Origin of the sequence: Prosthecobacter sp. (genome assembly GCF_044227185.1) — a bacterium.
In the GTDB taxonomy this organism is placed as follows: Bacteria; Verrucomicrobiota; Verrucomicrobiia; order Verrucomicrobiales; family Verrucomicrobiaceae; genus Prosthecobacter.
In genome coordinates this window covers 147,517-164,394 of record NZ_JBGAFO010000003.1, presented here as the reverse complement: position 1 = coordinate 164,394, position 16,878 = coordinate 147,517, and the positions used below count along the sequence as shown (strand labels likewise).

13 protein-coding genes are annotated in these 16,878 nt (G+C 62.9%); 3 read left to right on the top strand and 10 right to left on the bottom strand.

The features are described from left to right. Positions 1-2: 2 nt before the first annotated feature. The 10 genes from kdpB to ACILSQ_RS08370 all read right to left on the bottom strand — a co-directional run bounded on the left by kdpB (position 3) and on the right by ACILSQ_RS08370 (position 11,636). Complete coding sequence (gene kdpB / locus ACILSQ_RS08415; RefSeq protein WP_395743155.1) at positions 3-2,024, bottom strand: potassium-transporting ATPase subunit KdpB; 2,022 nt, start codon at positions 2,022-2,024, stop codon at positions 3-5. Between the two features lie 49 nt (positions 2,025-2,073). Beyond that, complete coding sequence (locus ACILSQ_RS08410) at positions 2,074-3,132, bottom strand: porin (RefSeq protein WP_395743154.1); 1,059 nt, start codon at positions 3,130-3,132, stop codon at positions 2,074-2,076. Between the two features lie 31 nt (positions 3,133-3,163). Continuing rightward, positions 3,164-4,876, bottom strand: coding sequence for a potassium-transporting ATPase subunit KdpA (kdpA, locus tag ACILSQ_RS08405; protein ID WP_395743153.1), 1,713 nt, complete (start codon positions 4,874-4,876; stop codon positions 3,164-3,166). A 14-nt stretch (positions 4,877-4,890) separates the two neighbouring features. Continuing rightward, positions 4,891-4,974 carry a K(+)-transporting ATPase subunit F gene (kdpF, locus tag ACILSQ_RS08400; RefSeq protein WP_395743585.1) on the bottom strand — a complete coding sequence of 28 codons (84 nt, stop codon included), beginning with the start codon at positions 4,972-4,974 and terminating at the stop codon, positions 4,891-4,893. Positions 4,975-5,170: 196 nt separating this feature from the next. Beyond that, a complete protein-coding gene (locus ACILSQ_RS08395) occupies positions 5,171-7,135 on the bottom strand; it encodes a potassium transporter Kup (RefSeq protein WP_395743152.1) in 1,965 nt (654 codons plus the stop codon). A gap of 84 nt (positions 7,136-7,219) precedes the next feature. Next, the gene (locus ACILSQ_RS08390; RefSeq protein WP_395743151.1) at positions 7,220-7,549 is read right to left on the bottom strand and encodes a pyrimidine/purine nucleoside phosphorylase; all 330 of its coding nucleotides are present in this window, start codon (positions 7,547-7,549) and stop codon (positions 7,220-7,222) included. A gap of 47 nt (positions 7,550-7,596) precedes the next feature. After that, on the bottom strand, positions 7,597-8,601 hold the full coding sequence (locus ACILSQ_RS08385; protein WP_395743150.1) for a hypothetical protein: 1,005 nt from the start codon (positions 8,599-8,601) through the stop codon (positions 7,597-7,599). Between the two features lie 53 nt (positions 8,602-8,654). Beyond that, a complete protein-coding gene (locus ACILSQ_RS08380) occupies positions 8,655-10,136 on the bottom strand; it encodes a hypothetical protein (RefSeq protein ID WP_395743149.1) in 1,482 nt (493 codons plus the stop codon). A 13-nt stretch (positions 10,137-10,149) separates the two neighbouring features. Beyond that, positions 10,150-10,842: a hypothetical protein gene (locus ACILSQ_RS08375; protein WP_395743148.1), complete on the bottom strand. Its 693-nt coding sequence runs from the start codon at positions 10,840-10,842 to the stop codon at positions 10,150-10,152. Between the two features lie 68 nt (positions 10,843-10,910). Continuing rightward, the gene (locus ACILSQ_RS08370) at positions 10,911-11,636 is read right to left on the bottom strand and encodes a uracil-DNA glycosylase family protein (protein ID WP_395743147.1); all 726 of its coding nucleotides are present in this window, start codon (positions 11,634-11,636) and stop codon (positions 10,911-10,913) included. 90 nt (positions 11,637-11,726) lie between these two features. On the opposite strand from ACILSQ_RS08370, the gene ACILSQ_RS08365 reads away from it, so the two are divergent. From ACILSQ_RS08365 to ACILSQ_RS08355, 3 genes are read left to right on the top strand one after another with little or no spacing between them, the layout of a single operon-like run. After that, positions 11,727-12,698, top strand: a complete 972-nt coding sequence (locus ACILSQ_RS08365; protein ID WP_395743146.1) for a S1C family serine protease — start codon at positions 11,727-11,729, stop codon at positions 12,696-12,698. Positions 12,699-12,738: 40 nt separating this feature from the next. Further along, complete coding sequence (locus ACILSQ_RS08360) at positions 12,739-14,568, top strand: hypothetical protein (RefSeq protein WP_395743145.1); 1,830 nt, start codon at positions 12,739-12,741, stop codon at positions 14,566-14,568. A gap of 24 nt (positions 14,569-14,592) precedes the next feature. Then, on the top strand, positions 14,593-16,848 hold the full coding sequence (locus ACILSQ_RS08355) for an FG-GAP repeat domain-containing protein (RefSeq protein ID WP_395743144.1): 2,256 nt from the start codon (positions 14,593-14,595) through the stop codon (positions 16,846-16,848). Positions 16,849-16,878: the final 30 nt, after the last annotated feature.

Here is a 16,878-nt window from a genome sequence, read left to right as displayed (position 1 = left end):
AATTAAGCGAGGTGAAGGGTGGCGACGACGACATCAATGGCCTTGATGCCGATGAAGGGGATGATGACACCGCCGAGGCCATAGATGAGCAGATTGCGCTGGAGCACGGCAGCGGCGCCTGCTGCGCGGTAGGGCACGCCTTTCAGGGCCAGGGGAATGAGGGCGATGATGATGAGCGCATTGAAGATCACCGCGCTCAGGATCGCGCTCTGCGGGCTGGAAAGGCCCATGACATTCAGCGGGCTGATGGCCGGGAAGGTGGCCATAAGCATGGCGGGGATGATGGCGAAGTATTTGGCAATGTCGTTGGCGATGCTGAAGGTGGTGAGAGATCCGCGCGTCATGAGGAGCTGTTTGCCGATCTCGACGATCTCGATGAGCTTCGTCGGATTACTGTCCAGATCGACCATGTTGCCGGCCTCGCGGGCGGCCTGGGTGCCGGTGTTCATGGCCACGCCCACATCGGCCTGGGCCAGCGCGGGGGCATCGTTGGTGCCGTCGCCGGTCATCGCCACGAGGTGCCCCTCCGCCTGCTCGGCGCGAATGCGGCGCAGCTTGTCCTCGGGTGTGGCCTGGGCCATGAAGTCATCCACCCCGGCCTCGGCGGCAATGGCGGCGGCGGTGAGCGGATTGTCACCGGTGATCATGACGGTGCGGATGCCCATTTTGCGAAGCTGGGCAAAGCGCTCCTTGATCCCGCCTTTGACGACGTCCTTGAGCTCGACGACACCGAGCACCCGGCTGTTTTCACACACGACCAGCGGGGTGCGTCCGGCACGCGAGGCGCCTTCCACAGCTTTGGCGATTTCAGGCGGGTAAACACCGTTGAGGGATTCCACATGGGCCTTGATGGAATCCGCCGCGCCTTTGCGGATGCTGCGGCCGTCCAGGTCCACGCCGCTCATGCGCGTCTGCGCCGTGAAGGGAACGAAGGCCGCGTGCGGGGCGGCGAGTTCACGGCCGCGCAGATTGAACTTTTCCTTGGCCAGCACCACGATGCTGCGGCCTTCAGGAGTTTCATCGGCCAGGGAGGCAAGCTGCGCGGCGTCAGCGAGCTCCTGTTCGGTGATGCCGGGCGCAGGACGGAAGTCGGAAGCCATGCGGTTGCCGATGGTGATGGTGCCGGTCTTGTCCAGCAGGAGCACGTCGATGTCTCCCGCAGCCTCCACAGCGCGGCCGCTGGTTGCCATGACATTGCGGCGGATGAGACGATCGATGCCGCTGATGCCGATGGCGCTGAGCAGGCCGCCGATGGTCGTGGGAATCAGGCACACGAGCAGCGCGATGAGCACCGGCGTGGAAAACTCCACGCCCGAATAGATGCCAAAGGGACGCAGTGTGATGCAGACGAGCAGGAAGATGAGCGTCAGCGCCGAAAGCAGAATCGTGAGCGCGATCTCGTTGGGGGTTTTCTGCCGCTTGGCGCCTTCCACCATCGCGATCATGCGGTCGATGAAGGTGTTGCCTTTCTCCGAGGTGATGCGGATGACGATGCGGTCGCTGATGACGCGGGTGCCTCCGGTCACGGCGCTGCGGTCGCCACCGCTCTCGCGGATGACGGGTGCGGATTCCCCCGTGATGGCTGCCTCATCCACGCTGGCAATGCCTTCAATCACTTCGCCGTCCGCAGGAATCACGTCGCCGGTTTCACAGACCACCAGGTCGCCTTTTTCCAGCGCGGGGGCGGGCACCGCGCTTTCGACGCCGTTTCTCAGCCGGCGGGCGATGGTGTCCTTGCGCGCTGCGCGCAGGCTGGCGGCCTGGGCCTTGCCGCGGCCCTCCGCCACGGCTTCGGCGAAGTTGGCAAACAGCACGGTGAACCACAGCCAGATGCTGAGCTGTGTGATGAAGCCGTGGCCGGCGCTGCTGGTGAAGATGCTCACGGTGGTGAGCACCGCGCCGACCAGTGTGACAAACATCACGGGGTTTTTCACCATCAGGCGGGGGTCCAGCTTCTTGAACGACTCGCCGATGGCGGGAGCGAGGATGGAAGCATCAAACAGAGAGGTGGGTTTGTGGGACATGGAGGTGTGGCTTCGGGCCAGTGGAGTTCAATGAATGAATGAGTGAGTGTCAGGAAAAGCGGATGCTGAAGGACGCCAGGAGAGAGGTGCTGCTGCGCACCAGGGAGTCACCGCGCTGAAAGGCCGGGGTGCTGTTGCGCAGGTAGCGCATCTCCACGCGGAAGAGCAGGTTCTTGCTGATCTGGCGGTCCACGTTGAAGGACAGGCCCGTGAGGGCGGTTCTGCCGGGCAGGCTCACAATGACCCCGGAGGCATCATTGTACTGCTCCACGCGAAAGGCCGTGGACCAGCGGTCGTCCGGCTTCCACCGCACGATGACATTGGGGGACCACCACAGGCTGTTGCCGCTGGTTGCGCGCTGCTGCCAGCCGATGTCGCAGCCCAGATACATGCTCACCGTGCTGCTCAGCACCATGTGGGCATACAGGTTGTTAAAGTAGCGCATGCGGCGCTGATCGTCTGGGAACTCGCTGCCCACATAGGTGCTCCAGTTCAGCGTCAGGCGGTCATGGGGCGTCCATGCCACCTTGGTGCCAAAGCCCGGCAGGCTGTTGCCCGCCAGCGGGCGCACACGCTGCCAGCCATCCACCACCAGGAATGCCAGCTCCCACTCTTTTTTCGGCTTCCAGGTCAGGCGGCCGCCGGTCAGGAAATAGGGGGAGTTTTCCGCCATGAGGCTGCGGCTCAGCGTGTAGTTGTCCGCCGAAACGGCGCTTTCAAATCCGATGTGCGAGCTGAACTCCCCCACGTCCAGCCACAGGGTGCGGCCGCGGTTCAGCGCCACGCCGATGTAGGTGTCGTAGAAGTGCTGCAGCAGCTCCGGCTCCGCCGCCAGATTCACCCGCGAGTAAGTACCCGCCATGAGGCCCAGGCTGGCGTGATACCAGCCTCCGTTGAGGTCGGCCTGGATGAGCGCCAGATTGACCGCCGGGGCATCGGTGGTGGTGTGGTTGTAGAGAAAGCCGGGCCTGCGATGGCTGACGGGTTCGTTGAAATCGTAGCCATAGTAGGTGTCCAGAAAGCCCTTGCAGGTGACGACTTGTGTGTCGTTTTCCGCAAAACCCGCCAGGGGCGCGAGCAGGAGCAGGCTGAGCAAGTGTGTTTTCATGGCGCGAAACCTCCGTGATCACTTCAAGGGTTTAAAACAAACGACCCTGGGCCGTGAGGAAGTGCTCGACGATGGGCCCAAGGGCGAGTGCGGGAAGGAAATTGAGCGCGCCGACGAGCAGAACGGTGCCAATGAGCAGCACGGTGAAGGTGGCGCCATTGACCGGGAAGGTGCCGGCGCCCGGGGGCACGGCCTGCTTGCCAGCCAGCGAACCCGCGATGGCCATGATGGGCACGATCATGAGGAAGCGGCCGATGAGCATGGCCAGGCCGAGGGTGGTGTTGTACCAAGGTGTATTCGCGGTGAGCCCGGCGAAGGCGCTGCCGTTGTTGCCGGTGGCGGAGCTGTAGGCGTAGAGCATTTCGCTGAGGCCATGCGGCCCGCTGTTGTTCAGACCGGCCACACCCCAGGCGCTGACACAGGCCCAGGCGGTGAAGCCCAGGATGCTGAGCGTCAGGATCAGCAGGGTGAGCATGGCCAGCTTCACCTCCCTGGCCTGGATCTTCTTGCCCAGATACTCAGGGGTGCGGCCCACCATGAGACCCGCGATGAAGACCGCGAGGATGACAAAGACGAGCATGCCGTACAGGCCGGCGCCGACACCGCCGATGACCACCTCGCCCAGCTCGATCATGAAGAGCGGCACCAGCCCGCCGATGGCGGTGAAGGAGTCGTGCATGGAGTTCACCGCACCGCAGGAGGCCGAGGTGGTGATGGTGGCAAACAACGACGAATTGAAAATGCCAAAGCGCACCTCCTTGCCCTCCATGTTGCCATCCGCGGCGGCCACGCCGAGCTGCTGGTGGATGGGATTTCCCACCGCCTCATAGTGGGCGCAGACGATCACCCCACCGACAAAGAGCACCATCATCGCAGCCCACACCGCCCAGCCGTGGGCCTGGTTTTTCACCATGCGGCCGAGGTAATATGTCAGGCCGCTGCCGATGGCGAAGATGGAGAGCATCTGCACAAAATTGGAAAGCGGCGTCGGGTTTTCGAAAGGATGCGCGGCGTTCGCATTCATGAAGCCGCCACCATTGGTGCCCAGCATCTTGATGGCCACCTGGGAGGCCACCGGCCCCTGGGCGATAAGCTGGTCCGCGCCTTCAAGCGTCTTCGCGTGAGTGTAGGCGTCAAAATTTTGAATCATGCCCTGCGAGACGAGAAAGATGGCGAACACGAGGCAGACCGGCAGCAGCAGGTAGCAGGTGACCCGCACGACATCGACCCAGAAGTTTCCGAGGGTCTTCACGGAACTGCGCGCAATGCCCCGCACCAGCGCGGCGGCGATGCCGATGCCCACGGCGGCAGAGGTGAAATTGTGGAAGGTCAGAGCCACCATCTGCGAGAAGTAGGACATCGTGCCCTCACCTCCGTAGCTCTGCCAGTTGGTGTTGGTGGTGAAGCTCACCGCCGTGTTAAAGGCCAGGTGCGGGCTCAGCGCGGGAAGGCCCTGCGGATTGAGGGGCAGCACATCCTGCAGGCGCAGGATGGCGTAGGTGAACACCACGCCCACAAGGCTGAAGGCCAGCATGGCAAAGGTGTACTGCAGCCAGGTCTGCTCGCGCTTCGGGTCAACACCGAGCAGTTTGAAGGTGAGCCGTTCCAGCGGCTTGAGAACCGGATCCAGCCAGGTGCGCCCGCCGGCATCGAGCACCTGCACGAGGTAGAGGCCCATCGGCTTGGTGATGAGTGCGAGAATGCCGAGGAAGAGGATGAATTGCAGCCAGTCGGTGGAGTGCATGGCGAAAGGGGAAGTTAGAATTTTTCAGGACGCAGCATCGCCACCGTGAGGTAGGCGAGGAGGGCAAGGGCGATGAGCCCGACGAGGATGATTTCCATGGTGGTCGGAGGTTTAGAGGGTCTCGCAGCCGCGGGTGTAGAGTCCGCAAAGGACGAAGAAGACGACGGTGATGCCGAGGTAGATGAGGTCGTTCATGGCGTGATGGAGTGTATCCACCGCCAAGATGCCCACTCCTCCCATCCTGCCGAGTTAAAGGCAGGACTTGCGGCGTCAAAAAAGCGTTAACGGGCGCGTCTAAATCTCCACCTGCTGCCCCAGCTCGATCACCCGGCCCACAGGAATTTGAAAATAAGTCGCGGGCTGCTGCGCCAGCTTGCTGGCGAAGGCGAAGAGGTGCTCGCGCCACCGCACCATGCCCGGTTTGGGGCTGGGCACGATGATCTCACGACCGAGGAAGAAGGTGGCTTTTTCCGCGGTGACTTCGAGCCCTTGATTGGCGCACTGGCGGAGCAGACGCGGCACATCTGGCTTCTGCATGAAGCCAAACCGGCCGGTCACGCGCCAAAATCCGTCCGCCAGTTTTTCCACCTCCACGCGGCGGCTCGGCGGCACCCACGGCGCATCCTCGGTGATCAGCGTCATGAAGATGACGCGCTCATGAATGGCGCGGTAGTGCTTCAGGCTATGCAGCAGCGCCACAGGCGCGCGGCCCTGCGTGCTGGACATGAAGATGGCCGTGCCCGGCACGGTGACCGGCGGACTGCGCCGGAGACTTTCGCAGAGCATCTCCTGAGTGAGAGCGCTTTTTTCCATGGAGGCGCGCACCAGGCGGCGGCCGGTGGCCCAGGTCGTCATGAGGGTGAAGATGACCACGCCCACCACCAGCGGGAACCAGCCGCCGTCGAAGAATTTCACCAGATTGGCGCTGAGGAAGGCCAGTTCGATGGCGGCAAACAGCAGGCAGAGCGGCAATGTCTTGAGGCGCGACCATTTCCAAAGATGCCGTGCGGCGAAGTAAAACAGGAAGGTGGTGATGAGCATGGTCATCGTCACCGCCACGCCATACGCAGCGGCGAGATTCGTGGAGTTGCGGAAAGCCAGCACGAGAGCCAGGCAGGCAAACATGAGCAGCCAGTTCACCAGCGGGATGTAGATCTGCCCGCGCGCATGCTCAGATGTATGACGAATGCTCAGGCGCGGCAGATAGCCGAGCTGCACGGCGCTGAGCGTGAGCGAATACGTGCCGGTGATGAGCGCCTGGGAGGCGATCACCGTCGCGGCGGTGGCCAGCAGCACCATGGGCAGCGTGGCCCACCCGGGCGCCATCTGGAAGAAGGGCGCGTGCGCCAGTTCCGGCTGTTTCATGAGCAGCGCCCCCTGGCCCAGATAGTTCAAGGCCAGCGCCGGAAGGACCAGCACGAACCACGCGCGGCGGATCGGCCCCGCCCCAAAATGGCCCATGTCGGCATACAGCGCCTCACCGCCCGTGACTGCCAGAAACACGCTGCCGAGAATGACAAAGGACTTATGACCTCCATTGACCAAAAAATGCCAGCCGTGCAACGGGTTAAACGCGGCCAGAATTTCCGGCCCCCGCACGAGGTGCGCAACGCCCAGCGCCGCAAGAGAGACAAACCAGAGCCCGGTGATCGGACCAAAAAAGCGCCCCATCCGCGCAGTTCCCAAAAACTGCACGGCAAAAAGCACGATGAGAATCGCCATGGTGATGCCCATGATCAGCCACTCCATGTGCTCATCCCAGAGCAACGCTGCGGCGGCATCCGTCGGCGGGGCGCCGAGGAGTCCGCCGTCCTTGAGACCTTCGATGGCGCTCAGAACAGAAATGGCGGGCGTAATGATGCCATCCCCAAACAGCAGCGCCGCGCCAAACAGGCCCAGCAGCAGGATCACAGCACGGCGCTTCAGCGTCTCCGACATGCCGTGCGAGGCCAGCGCCATGAGGGAAAGCACCCCGCCCTCGCCCTTGTTGTCCGCCCGCAGCACGAAGACGAGATACTTGACGCAGACGAGCACGATCAGCGCCCAGAGCACCAGAGAGACGACACCCAGCAGGTTCTCATGCGTGGCGGCCACATGGTGGGGGCTGTGCGGGCTGAAGCACTCCTTCAGCGTGTAAATCGGGCTGGTGCCGATGTCCCCAAACACGACCCCGAGCGCCGCGATGACGAGGGTGGTGGTGGAAAGCTTGTGCAGGCCGGACTTGTCTGTCGTGTCGTTCATGTCGGCGGGATGATCCATGAGAATGTCCCGGCCTCCAGTGAACGCGCTTGATGACGGTGTTAAGAATGTGTGAAGGAAAAATTGCCGCCCGTTAAAACCGGATCAATCCAGGAAAGAGCAGATGTACTCGCAGATGCCCTGCCCGACGCTGATGTCGAAACCGCTGCTGGCGGGCACGTCGAAGTACTGGCCGCCGGTGTAGCTCGTCTTCGCATCGCTTCCGTCCAGCTTCACCACGCAGTCACCGGCCACGATCTCCATGCGCTCCGCCTTGGCGGTGCCGAAATGGAAATCGCCAGGATAGATCAGGCCCAGGGTCTTCTTGCTGCCATCAGGAAAGAGGATGCTGTGGCTGACGACTTTGCCGTCAAAATAGACGTTGGCTTTGGTGACGGCGGTGACTCCGGAAAATTCGGCTGGAATGGCTGACATAGGAAGCGAGGGATAGGCGCGTTTTTCGCCTGCGGCAAGCGCCGACATCACTCCGCAGGCGCCCCCTGCTTCACCGGCACCCCTTGCAGCAGGCCCAGCGTGCTCCAGGCCGTGCCCCAGTAGGAGTAGATCATGGTGGCGTCCTTGAGGGACTTGGCTTTTTCCGGCTTGCTGCGATCGGTGGAACTGATCTTGCTGTAGTCCACCGGCCATCCGCCGTCCTCCTTCTGGTTCGCCATCAGCCAGCGCTGCGCACGTGAGATGGCAGCGGTGGTCGCGGGATCGGAAGCGGGTTGCAACGCGTAAAGCGCCAGACCGGTCGCGACGGAGTCGCTTGCGGGCTCTTTGATCTGCCAGCCCCAGCCACCATCGGCATGCTGGAGTTTGGCGATCTCGCCTGAGATGGCGGCCAGCTCCTCCGGCTTGCCGAGCCGGCGCGCAAACAGCGCGCGATAGGCGAGGGTCTCCACCGAGGTGGACGCCCCATCCTTCGCGAGAAACGGGGCCGCCCTGGCCACCGCTTCGTCACGGACTTTGGGGTCCGGATCCCCGGCCGCGAGCGCCAGCAGAAAGATGCGCGTTGAATTCGCCGCGGACTCCGCCTTCACCCGCTTCTGGCCGAGGAACTGGCCGGAGGGCATCCATGAGCCATCAGGCTTCTGCCCCTCCAGGATGATCTTTGTCAGCTGTGGCTGGGGCTTGTCCGGCATGGCCAGCTTCATGAAGGCGGTCATCTCGCGTCCGGCCTTGATGTCCGTCTTGTTTTCATCTGACCACTGCAGCCATTCGTCGAACTTCTTTTCATCAATCGTGAAGCCGCGCATCCGTGCCTCACGATGGTTCCACAGCACCTGGGGCAGGTGGTGGCAGGAGTTGCAGTTCTTTTCCGCCATCCATTCATCACTGCCCTTCGCGAGATACCCCAGCCCCTTGGTGATCACCGCACGGAGTTCGGGCTCGGTCGGCGGGGTCACATCATCCGCATGGCAGATGGTGAAAGCTGCGGCCACCATCAGTGCGCAGAGCGGCACGGTGCTTCGGGGCTGGTTCATACACGCACTGAACGCCCCGGGGGCGGGCCTTGTTGCAAAAGCGGCCCGCGTCCTCAAGGCGCAGCAGTATATTGCAAATCATCCAGAAATATCTTCACCATCTGACCACCGGCCTGCGAGGTGAAGAGGCCGAAGCGGTCCAGCTTCGCGCCCTGTTTCTTCTGCCCGGGCTTCAGCGCCAGCGTCACGGACTCCGCGCCCAGCGTCACACGCATCTCACCATTGCCATTGTTTGCTTCCGGATCATAAACCAGCGACCACTCGAAGAACTTGCCAGGCGTGAGCACAGGGCCCTGCTCCACCTTGCCCTTCGTTCCCGCAGCCGTGGCAAACTGCGGGATGAAGTAGTGACCGATGCGCGTGGGCCCGCCCACATGAACGCCCACGAAATTCCCCGCCTCATCCGGTGACTTGTCCTTCGTGGCGCTGCTGAACCAGCCGATGTGCATGTCCGAATCCGGCCCCGCGGTGACAAGCTTCACCTTGCCACGGGCTTCCAGGCGCTGCTCCAGATTCAGCGGGCCCACGCGGTCTGCATAGTAGCCGTACTCACCGCTGCGCCAGAGACCTCCGCCGATTTCTCCCGGCTCGCCACCGGCATGATTGGTTGCAGCGCTGAAGCCAAAATCATGCGCGCCCACCACCTCGCGGTCCTCATACGTCGTACGGTTTCCCACCGCCGTCCAGCCGGGGTCTTTGGCAAAATCCTCATCGCGCCCGTCAAACGTCACGTCATCAAAATACATCGTCACCGCGCCGCCGCTCTTCATCATGTTCTGGATGCCGAAGCGGTCAAAGGTGGCGCCTTCTTTTTTAAATCCCGGCGTGAGGTCCACCGTGAAGGTGCTGGTGGTGGGAAACCGCGCACGCTCCTCTGCCAGCGAGGCGGCGGGCAGGTTCGGATCGATCACCGGCATGGGATGATTGTCACTGCGCAGGCTGAAAGTGAACTGTCCGTTGCCACCCGCCCCAGCGGGATCGTAGGCCAGCTTCCAGTGGTAGCGCGTGCCATCGTTCTTGATGGGCGTGGTGCGGTATTTGCCCGGCAGATAGGGAGTGATGAAGGTGCCGCAGGATTTGTTGGTGTTTGTGATCAGCCGCGTCGCCAGGCGTCCGCCCTTTCCCTCAAAGTCAAAGTCCAGCCCCAGTGAGCCGATGGGCCGCCCGCTGCCGCCGGGCTGCCGCGAATTGAAGAAGCCAAAGAATACGCCGGCACCTCCTTCCGATTTCGTGATGGCAAAGCTGCCGGAGGCGGAGAACTTGTCTTCCAGCGTCTTCACCGGAATCTCCGCCGCATACGAGGCGGGAGTGGTGGAGCGCTGGATGCGCCCGCCGATCTCACCGGCAGCCTTGCCTGCGACGTTCGTGGCGCTGAAGCCAAAGTCCTGCCTCACCGTCAGCACCTGCTTGGGCACGATGTGGTTGTTGTGCCCTTCCCAGCCCGGGTCATGCTCGAAGTCCTCGGTTTTGAGTTCGGCGGCGGCCTGCCGCAGGATCAGCAAAGCTCCAAACAGGACAAGACGGCTCGTTTTCATGGCGGAGGATGAGTTATTTGGCTTCCCAGATTTTCACGTCATCGAAGAGCGCATCCTTGCCGCTGACGGCAAAGTAGAAGTCGCTCTTCATGGGATGTGCGATGCCGGAGGACTTTAGAAAACCCACGGCCTTCCCATCGACGCTCACACTCATGACATCGCCCACAATCTCGATGCTCATTTGATACCAGCGTTGCGGATCCAGCTTCATCGGGATGCTCTTGCCGCGCCCTGCCACGAGCTTCGCCACCTCGGCCTTGCGCGCCGGGTCTTTCTTCATCTCCTCGATCTCATGGCTCAGGCGTTCCTTGTCATCGGCCAGGAAGATCTGCCGTGGGGAGAGGGACACGCGGCAGATGTGCCCGCCATGCCCCTCCTTGAAACCGCTGTCGTTGCACACGGCATTGATGCCGGTGGAAGCACCGAGTTTGAACTTGAACTCGATCACCACATCCTTCGCTCCCACCGCCGTCATGCCCACGGCGCTGTGCTGCGGTTTCTCCTGGCTGATGTTCAGCGCGCCATCCACCACCGCAAGCGCGGGCCACTGCGCGCGCCAGGCCTTGCCCACTGCGGGCGCGGAGAAGTCGTCGCTGAAAAGCAGCGCGCCTTTCCTGGCGGGAGCGGGGGCATCCTCGGCGGTCGCCACACGCCCCGAGACTAGAGCAAAGACCAAAACGGCGATGAAGCGGGCGGGAGCGTGCATGGCCCCTTCAACGCCAGATTTCGGCCCCTATTGCCGGGAAAGCATGGGCCCTCCATCCTGCCAGCTCCTCATTCCCACACCCCCAGCTTCACGAGCTGTTTGGTGGCTGCTCCTGCCCAGTCGCGGTTGGCAGCCGGGCTGGCGGGGCTGGGGTGCAGGACGCGGCCGGTTTTGAAATCGGCGCTCATGGCCTGCTTCGCACGCAGGGCGCGCTCCTCGGCAAAGGCGCCCACGCCGATGACCCACTCCGGCTCCAGGGCGGCGATGACCGCGCGCAGGTGTGCATCGCAGGCGGCCTCCATGGCCACGGTTTCCGCGGCCGGCAGCTTGTCCGGAGTGAAGTTGCGGCCGCTAGCCTCAATGAAGACCAGCGGGCAGTAGTTGGCGACGAAGTGGTCTTTGAAAAAGTTTTCCGCCTTGCCGAAGCGCTGGGCGAAGAGGCCCCAGAGCCGGCGGCCGCTCACCTCGGACTGCGGGCAGTCAAAGCCCAGCACCGGGCGCTTGCGGTGCTCGATCTCGGGTTTGCCCACGGGCTCGCGGATTCCCATCCAGTCCCGCACGGCGGCGATTTCACCGAAGGGCACGCCGGTCTGCGTCATGCCAAAGGGGCCGGGGTTCATGCCCACCAGCACCACCTTTTTCTGGCTGCCGCCAAAACGGCGCAGGTAGGCCTCATGGGGTGCCCAGGCGTAGTCAAGCGGCTGATAGACATACTCGACTGGAGCGGCAAAACGCAGGGGGCGCAGGCTTTCACGCAGGGCCTGGGCGGCGGAAATGAGGGCATTGGCTGGCATCGTCCCATGAGATGCGCGGACATTCATTGAGTCAAGATATGCAAAAAGAACTCGTATCCTTAAACTCGTCCGCTAGAGTTCACGCCCGTGATGCGAAATAAACTGAGCTTCGGAGTCCTGATGGCGGCCTGCCTTGCGGCCTCATCCTTGCTGGCGGAAAACGTCAAAATCGTCCTCAAGAACGGCGCGGAACTCCGCGGCGAAGTGCTCAAGGACCGCGAGGACGCCGTGGTGCTGGATCTGGGCCACACCGTCCTCACCGTGCCGCGCACGGAGATTTCCATCATGGAAAAGGCGCTCTCCTCCGCCACCAAGGCCGCCGCCGTGCAGGGGGAGGACATTTATTATGTGGAGCCCTCCCGTGAAGCCATGACGGTGGAGAAGAATGTGCAGCGCGTGGCGGAGTCCGTGGTGCAGATCCAGACGGCCTCGGGCCTCGGCTCGGGCTTCATCATCAACAAGCTCGGCTACGTCATCACCAACCAGCATGTCATCGCCGGAGAACGCGAGATCACCGTGGTGGTGTACCGCAAAAAGCCCGATGGCCTGGAAAAGCAGCAGTTTACGAAAGTGAAGATCATCGCGATGAACGGCTTCCTGGATCTTGCCATCCTGCAGATCGACGATGCCGGCGTGGACAAGCTGCCCTTCGTCCCCATGGGAGACTCCGACTCGCTGACCCAGGGGCAGGACGTCTTTGCCATCGGCAGCCCGCTGGGGCTGGAGCGCTCGGTGTCCAAGGGCATCGTCAGCATCCGCGCGCGTGAGAGCGGCGGACGCTGGTACATCCAGAGCACGACGCAGATCAATCCTGGCAACTCCGGCGGCCCGCTCTTCAACGCGCGGGGCGAAGTGGTGGGTGTGAACAACATGAAGGCGGCCGGAGTGGGCGTGGAAGGCCTCGGTTTTTCCATCCCTTCCAACGTGCTGAAGCTCTTCCTGAAAAACCGCGAGGCCTTTGCCTTTGACCCGCGCAATCCCAACAGCGGCTTCCGCTACCTGCCGCCGCCCGCGCCGCCACAGGAAAAAACAAAGCCGGAATCTGTAACCACCGGCGGCTGATTTTTCAGTACCTGTTGCCCCCTTCAGTCATTCACATCTCATGAAACGAACCTCCCTGCTCCTTTCCCTGCTGCTCGCCAGCGCTCTTCCCGCCTTTGCCGCCGACCGGCTGGAACAATGGTACAACCTCATGCCGAAGGACACGGTCGGCGTCATCGCCGTCAAGAACGCCCCGGAGCTGCTGGCCGACTGGGACAAGAGCACCTACGCCAAGTTCATGCAGGACGACGAGGCCAAACGCTGGATGGCCCCCATGCGCAAGAACGGCGAGGCGCCGTGGGACAAGTTCTTCAAGGACACCTACGGCAGCGGCATGTATGACACGCTGAAGGACTACCCCGGCGCCCTGGTGAGCTACCTCGTGCTCACGGACTTCAATCAGTTCGACAAAGATCCGCCCAGCATCTCCCTCTATGAAACCACCGGCAAACAAAAGGAGCTGGAGGCGCACAAGCTCGCCGAAGTGGAGTCCAAAAAGAAAGAAAACTCCGACCTCAAAGTGAGGTCCGAGGACATCGGCGGCGTGAACGTGCAGATCGCCGCGGAGTCAGACGCCGCGGATGCGCGCTGGACCACGGCCTGGGCGGTGGTGGGAGATGTGATGATCGAGGCCAACACCCGCGCGCTCATGGAATACATGATCGGCGCGCTGAAAAACAACGCCGGAGACCCGCCCGGGCAGGCGCGGGAGCACCTGGCCCGCATCGGCCAGCTCACCAACGGCGGCGGAGACATGCTGCTCTACTTCAACGGGGTGAAGCTGCTCGATCTCGGAGAGAAGGCGCTCGCCGCCGCTGAGGCCAAAAAGAAAGGCGAGGGCAAGGCCGCCGCCGGCTTCGACATCAAGCCCAAGACCATCATGGACATGCTGGGCGCGCAGGAGCTGCAGGCGATCGCGCTCACCGCGGAGCTGACAGACACCCAGACTCGCGCTGACATCACCATCCTCCATCCTGAAAAGCCCACCGGCCTCCTTTCCATCATGCGCGGCTCCGGCAATGAAGTGACGCTGCCTCCCTTCATCCCGGCCGGCATTCTGACCGCCAGCGTTTCCCGCGCGGACTTCGGCCAGGTGTATGACTCCCTGCTCGGCATGATCGGAAAACTCGGGCCCATGGCGATGATGCTCACCATGCAGATTCCCCAGTTCGAATCCCAGATCGGCTTCAAGATCCGTGATGATCTCTTCGGCAGCCTGGCAGATGAAGTCATCCAGGTGCAGGATGGCAACGGCACCAAAGAGAGCCAGGTCATGGGCTTCAAGATCAAGGACGCCGCCAAGCTGGGCGGCGTGCTCGAAGGCGTCAAACGCTACGTGGGCGCCGGCTTCGGCGCCTTTGAAGAGAGCGACTACCTGGGCTTCACCATCAACACGCTCAAGATCTCGCAGACCTCCAATGCCGCCACCGAGGTCGCCTTCTGCAACACAGGCAAATATCTCCTCATCTCCGTGGGCAGCCAGGACACGCTGAAAAAGGTTCTGGGCCGCATCAAGGATCCTTCCGGCCCGAGCATCTGGGATTCTCCGTATGTGCAGAACCTTCTCTCCCTGGCCCCCAAGAACTACAGCGGCGTCGGCATCACGGACGCAGGCCGTCTGCTGAACATGATCGCCACTGCCGCCGCCACGCTCGAAAGCAAGGCCGGCGCGTCAAAGGCCAAGGCGGCGGCCAAAAAGAAAGGCCCTGGCAAAAAAGGCCTGGCACCGGAGGAGGCCGCCGCAGCGGCGGCCGGGAGCTGGTTCGACTCCAGCGCACGCCCTTCGGATGAAACCTTCGAGCGCTACTTCGGCAGCCTGCTCAGCGCCAGCTATTCCTATCCGGACGCCCTCCAGCTTCACTACCTGACCACGCCCGTCGAGGCCAAGTAAAGCCCTCTTCCCCCCCAGCCCGCCATGCGCCTCGTTTTCCTGCCGTTGATCTTTGCGACCAGTGTTCTCGCCGACAAGCCCGCTCTGTATTTCGACGGCCCGGAAGTGGTGAAGCTCGACTGGAACACCTCCAGCCCGCGCGCCGCTGATTTCAACGGCGACGGGCTGACCGACCTGGCGATCATCAATGGCGCGCGCGCGCGCATTGAGTTCCTGCTTCAGCGCAAGGACGGGGTGCAGCCCGGTGCGCCGGAAAAATCCGCCCGCGCCGACCGCTGGAACCCCGTCCTGGAGGTCTCCCGCTTTGACAAGCAGCCGCTGGTCATCGGCCATTCCGCCATGGCCCTCGTTGTGGGGGACTGGAACGCGGACAAGAAGGCGGACATCGCCTTCATCACTGATGAGGACAAGCTCGTGCTGCGCATGCAGGATGACAAAGGCGCCTGGGCGGCGAAGCGTGAATTCACGCTCGACTCCACCGCCGATGACAGCGAGGTGCTCGTCGCACGTGATCTCAATGGCGACGGGCGCGATGACATCGCCCTGCTGACCAACACGCGGCTGATGGTGCTGCTGCAGACCAAGGCGGGCGAATGGGCGGAGCCTCAAAACTACGCGCTGGGGGATGGCGGCAGCGCCGGGCTGGCCAGCGCGGATCTCAACGACGACGGCCGCGCCGATCTCTTTTACACCGCGCCGGAAGGCGATGCTTTGCTGGTCCGCCTGCAGCACGAAGGCACCACCTTTGGCGAAGAGTGGCGGCTGGAGATTCCCACCTCCCGCCACTGGCTGCATTCCATCCGCCTCGGCCAGAAGAAATCCGGCGTGGCCTGGATCCAGGATGACACCCAGATGGTGGAGGTGGCCAGGCTGACCCAGGGCGCCGCCGAGCCTAATGCCGACCGCGCCGCCACCATCCGCTACGCGATGCCGCCCACGGAGGGCAAAAACGGCGCCGTGGCTTATGGCGACCTCACCGGCGACGGGCATCCCGACGTCGTCATGTCCGAGCCCAAGGCCGCGCGCGCGTGGCTGTTTCAGGGCAGTGCCGCCGGCACTTTCAAAGAGGGACGCGAGTTTCCCTGCCTCAGCGGCGTGGAGTCCCTCTCCATCGCCGATGTGGACGGTGACAAGAAGGCCGACCTGGTGCTGCTCAGCCCCGGCGAGCAGTCCATCGGCGTGGCCCGCTGGCAGGACAACCGGCTGCTCTACCCCGAGATCATCTATCAGGCCAAGGAGGGCGAGACGCTGCTCACCCTGACCACCGACTCGGGCGTTCTTTGTGTCAGTGAAATCAAGTCCAAGCCGCAGCTCGTGACGCTGAAAAAAGCCGCGGGAGCCAAGGCCTTCACCTCCACCACCCAGGAGCTGGCTGTCAAGACCGGCCGCATCAACGGCATCCGCGTGGTCGATGCGAACCAGGACGGCCGTGGTGACATCGCCCTGTTTTCCAATCTTGGCCCGCTGCAGCTCCTGCTGAGCACCACGGACGCCAAGACGCCCTTCAAGCGCGTGGAGGGCATCCCGGATTCCTTTGTCAGCAAGCTCACCCCCGCCGCGCTCACCACCGGAGATCTCGATGGTGACGGCAAGGCGGAGATCATCATCGCCCATCAGCAGCTCGCCCGTGCCTTCAAGGTGGATGCGGAGGGCAAGGCGGCCATCGTGGAGCAGTTCAATGCGCCAGACGCTGCCGCCGAGCTGCACAGCGCCCTGGTCTCCCGCAAGAATGGCAAGGTCACCGTGCTGCTGGTGGACGCCACGCACAGCAAGCTGCATGAGCTGACCGCCGGCGCGGATCATGTATATCGCGCCGACCACACCCATGCGCTGCCCACCATGACGCCCGAACAGTGCGTGATCATGAACTCGGAGAAAAGCGTGAAGCTGCTGCTGCTGGGCAAGACCAGCTTTCAGCTCGCCCCTCTGGACGGCAATACACTCAAACTGGAAACCGTGGCCACCTTTGACAGCGAACTGAAGGACACCGCCCCCTCAGATCTCATCGCCGCATCGTTCTCTGGCGAAGATGTCGATGACATCGCCCTGCTGGACACGGCGAAAAGCCGTGTGGTCGAAATCTTCCAGCCCGCCGCCGGCCAGAAGTGGGAGAGCGCCATGTATTTCCGGGTGTTTGAGACCGACCCACATTTCCGCGGCAAGACCGGTCTGGAAAACGAGCCGCATGACTACGCTGCCGTCGATCTCAATGGCGACGGCCGGCTGGACCTCTGCCTGCTCACGCATGACCGGGCCCTGCTTTACGTGCGGAAGAAGTGAACGTGATGCGGGCACTCCTGCCCGCAGGAC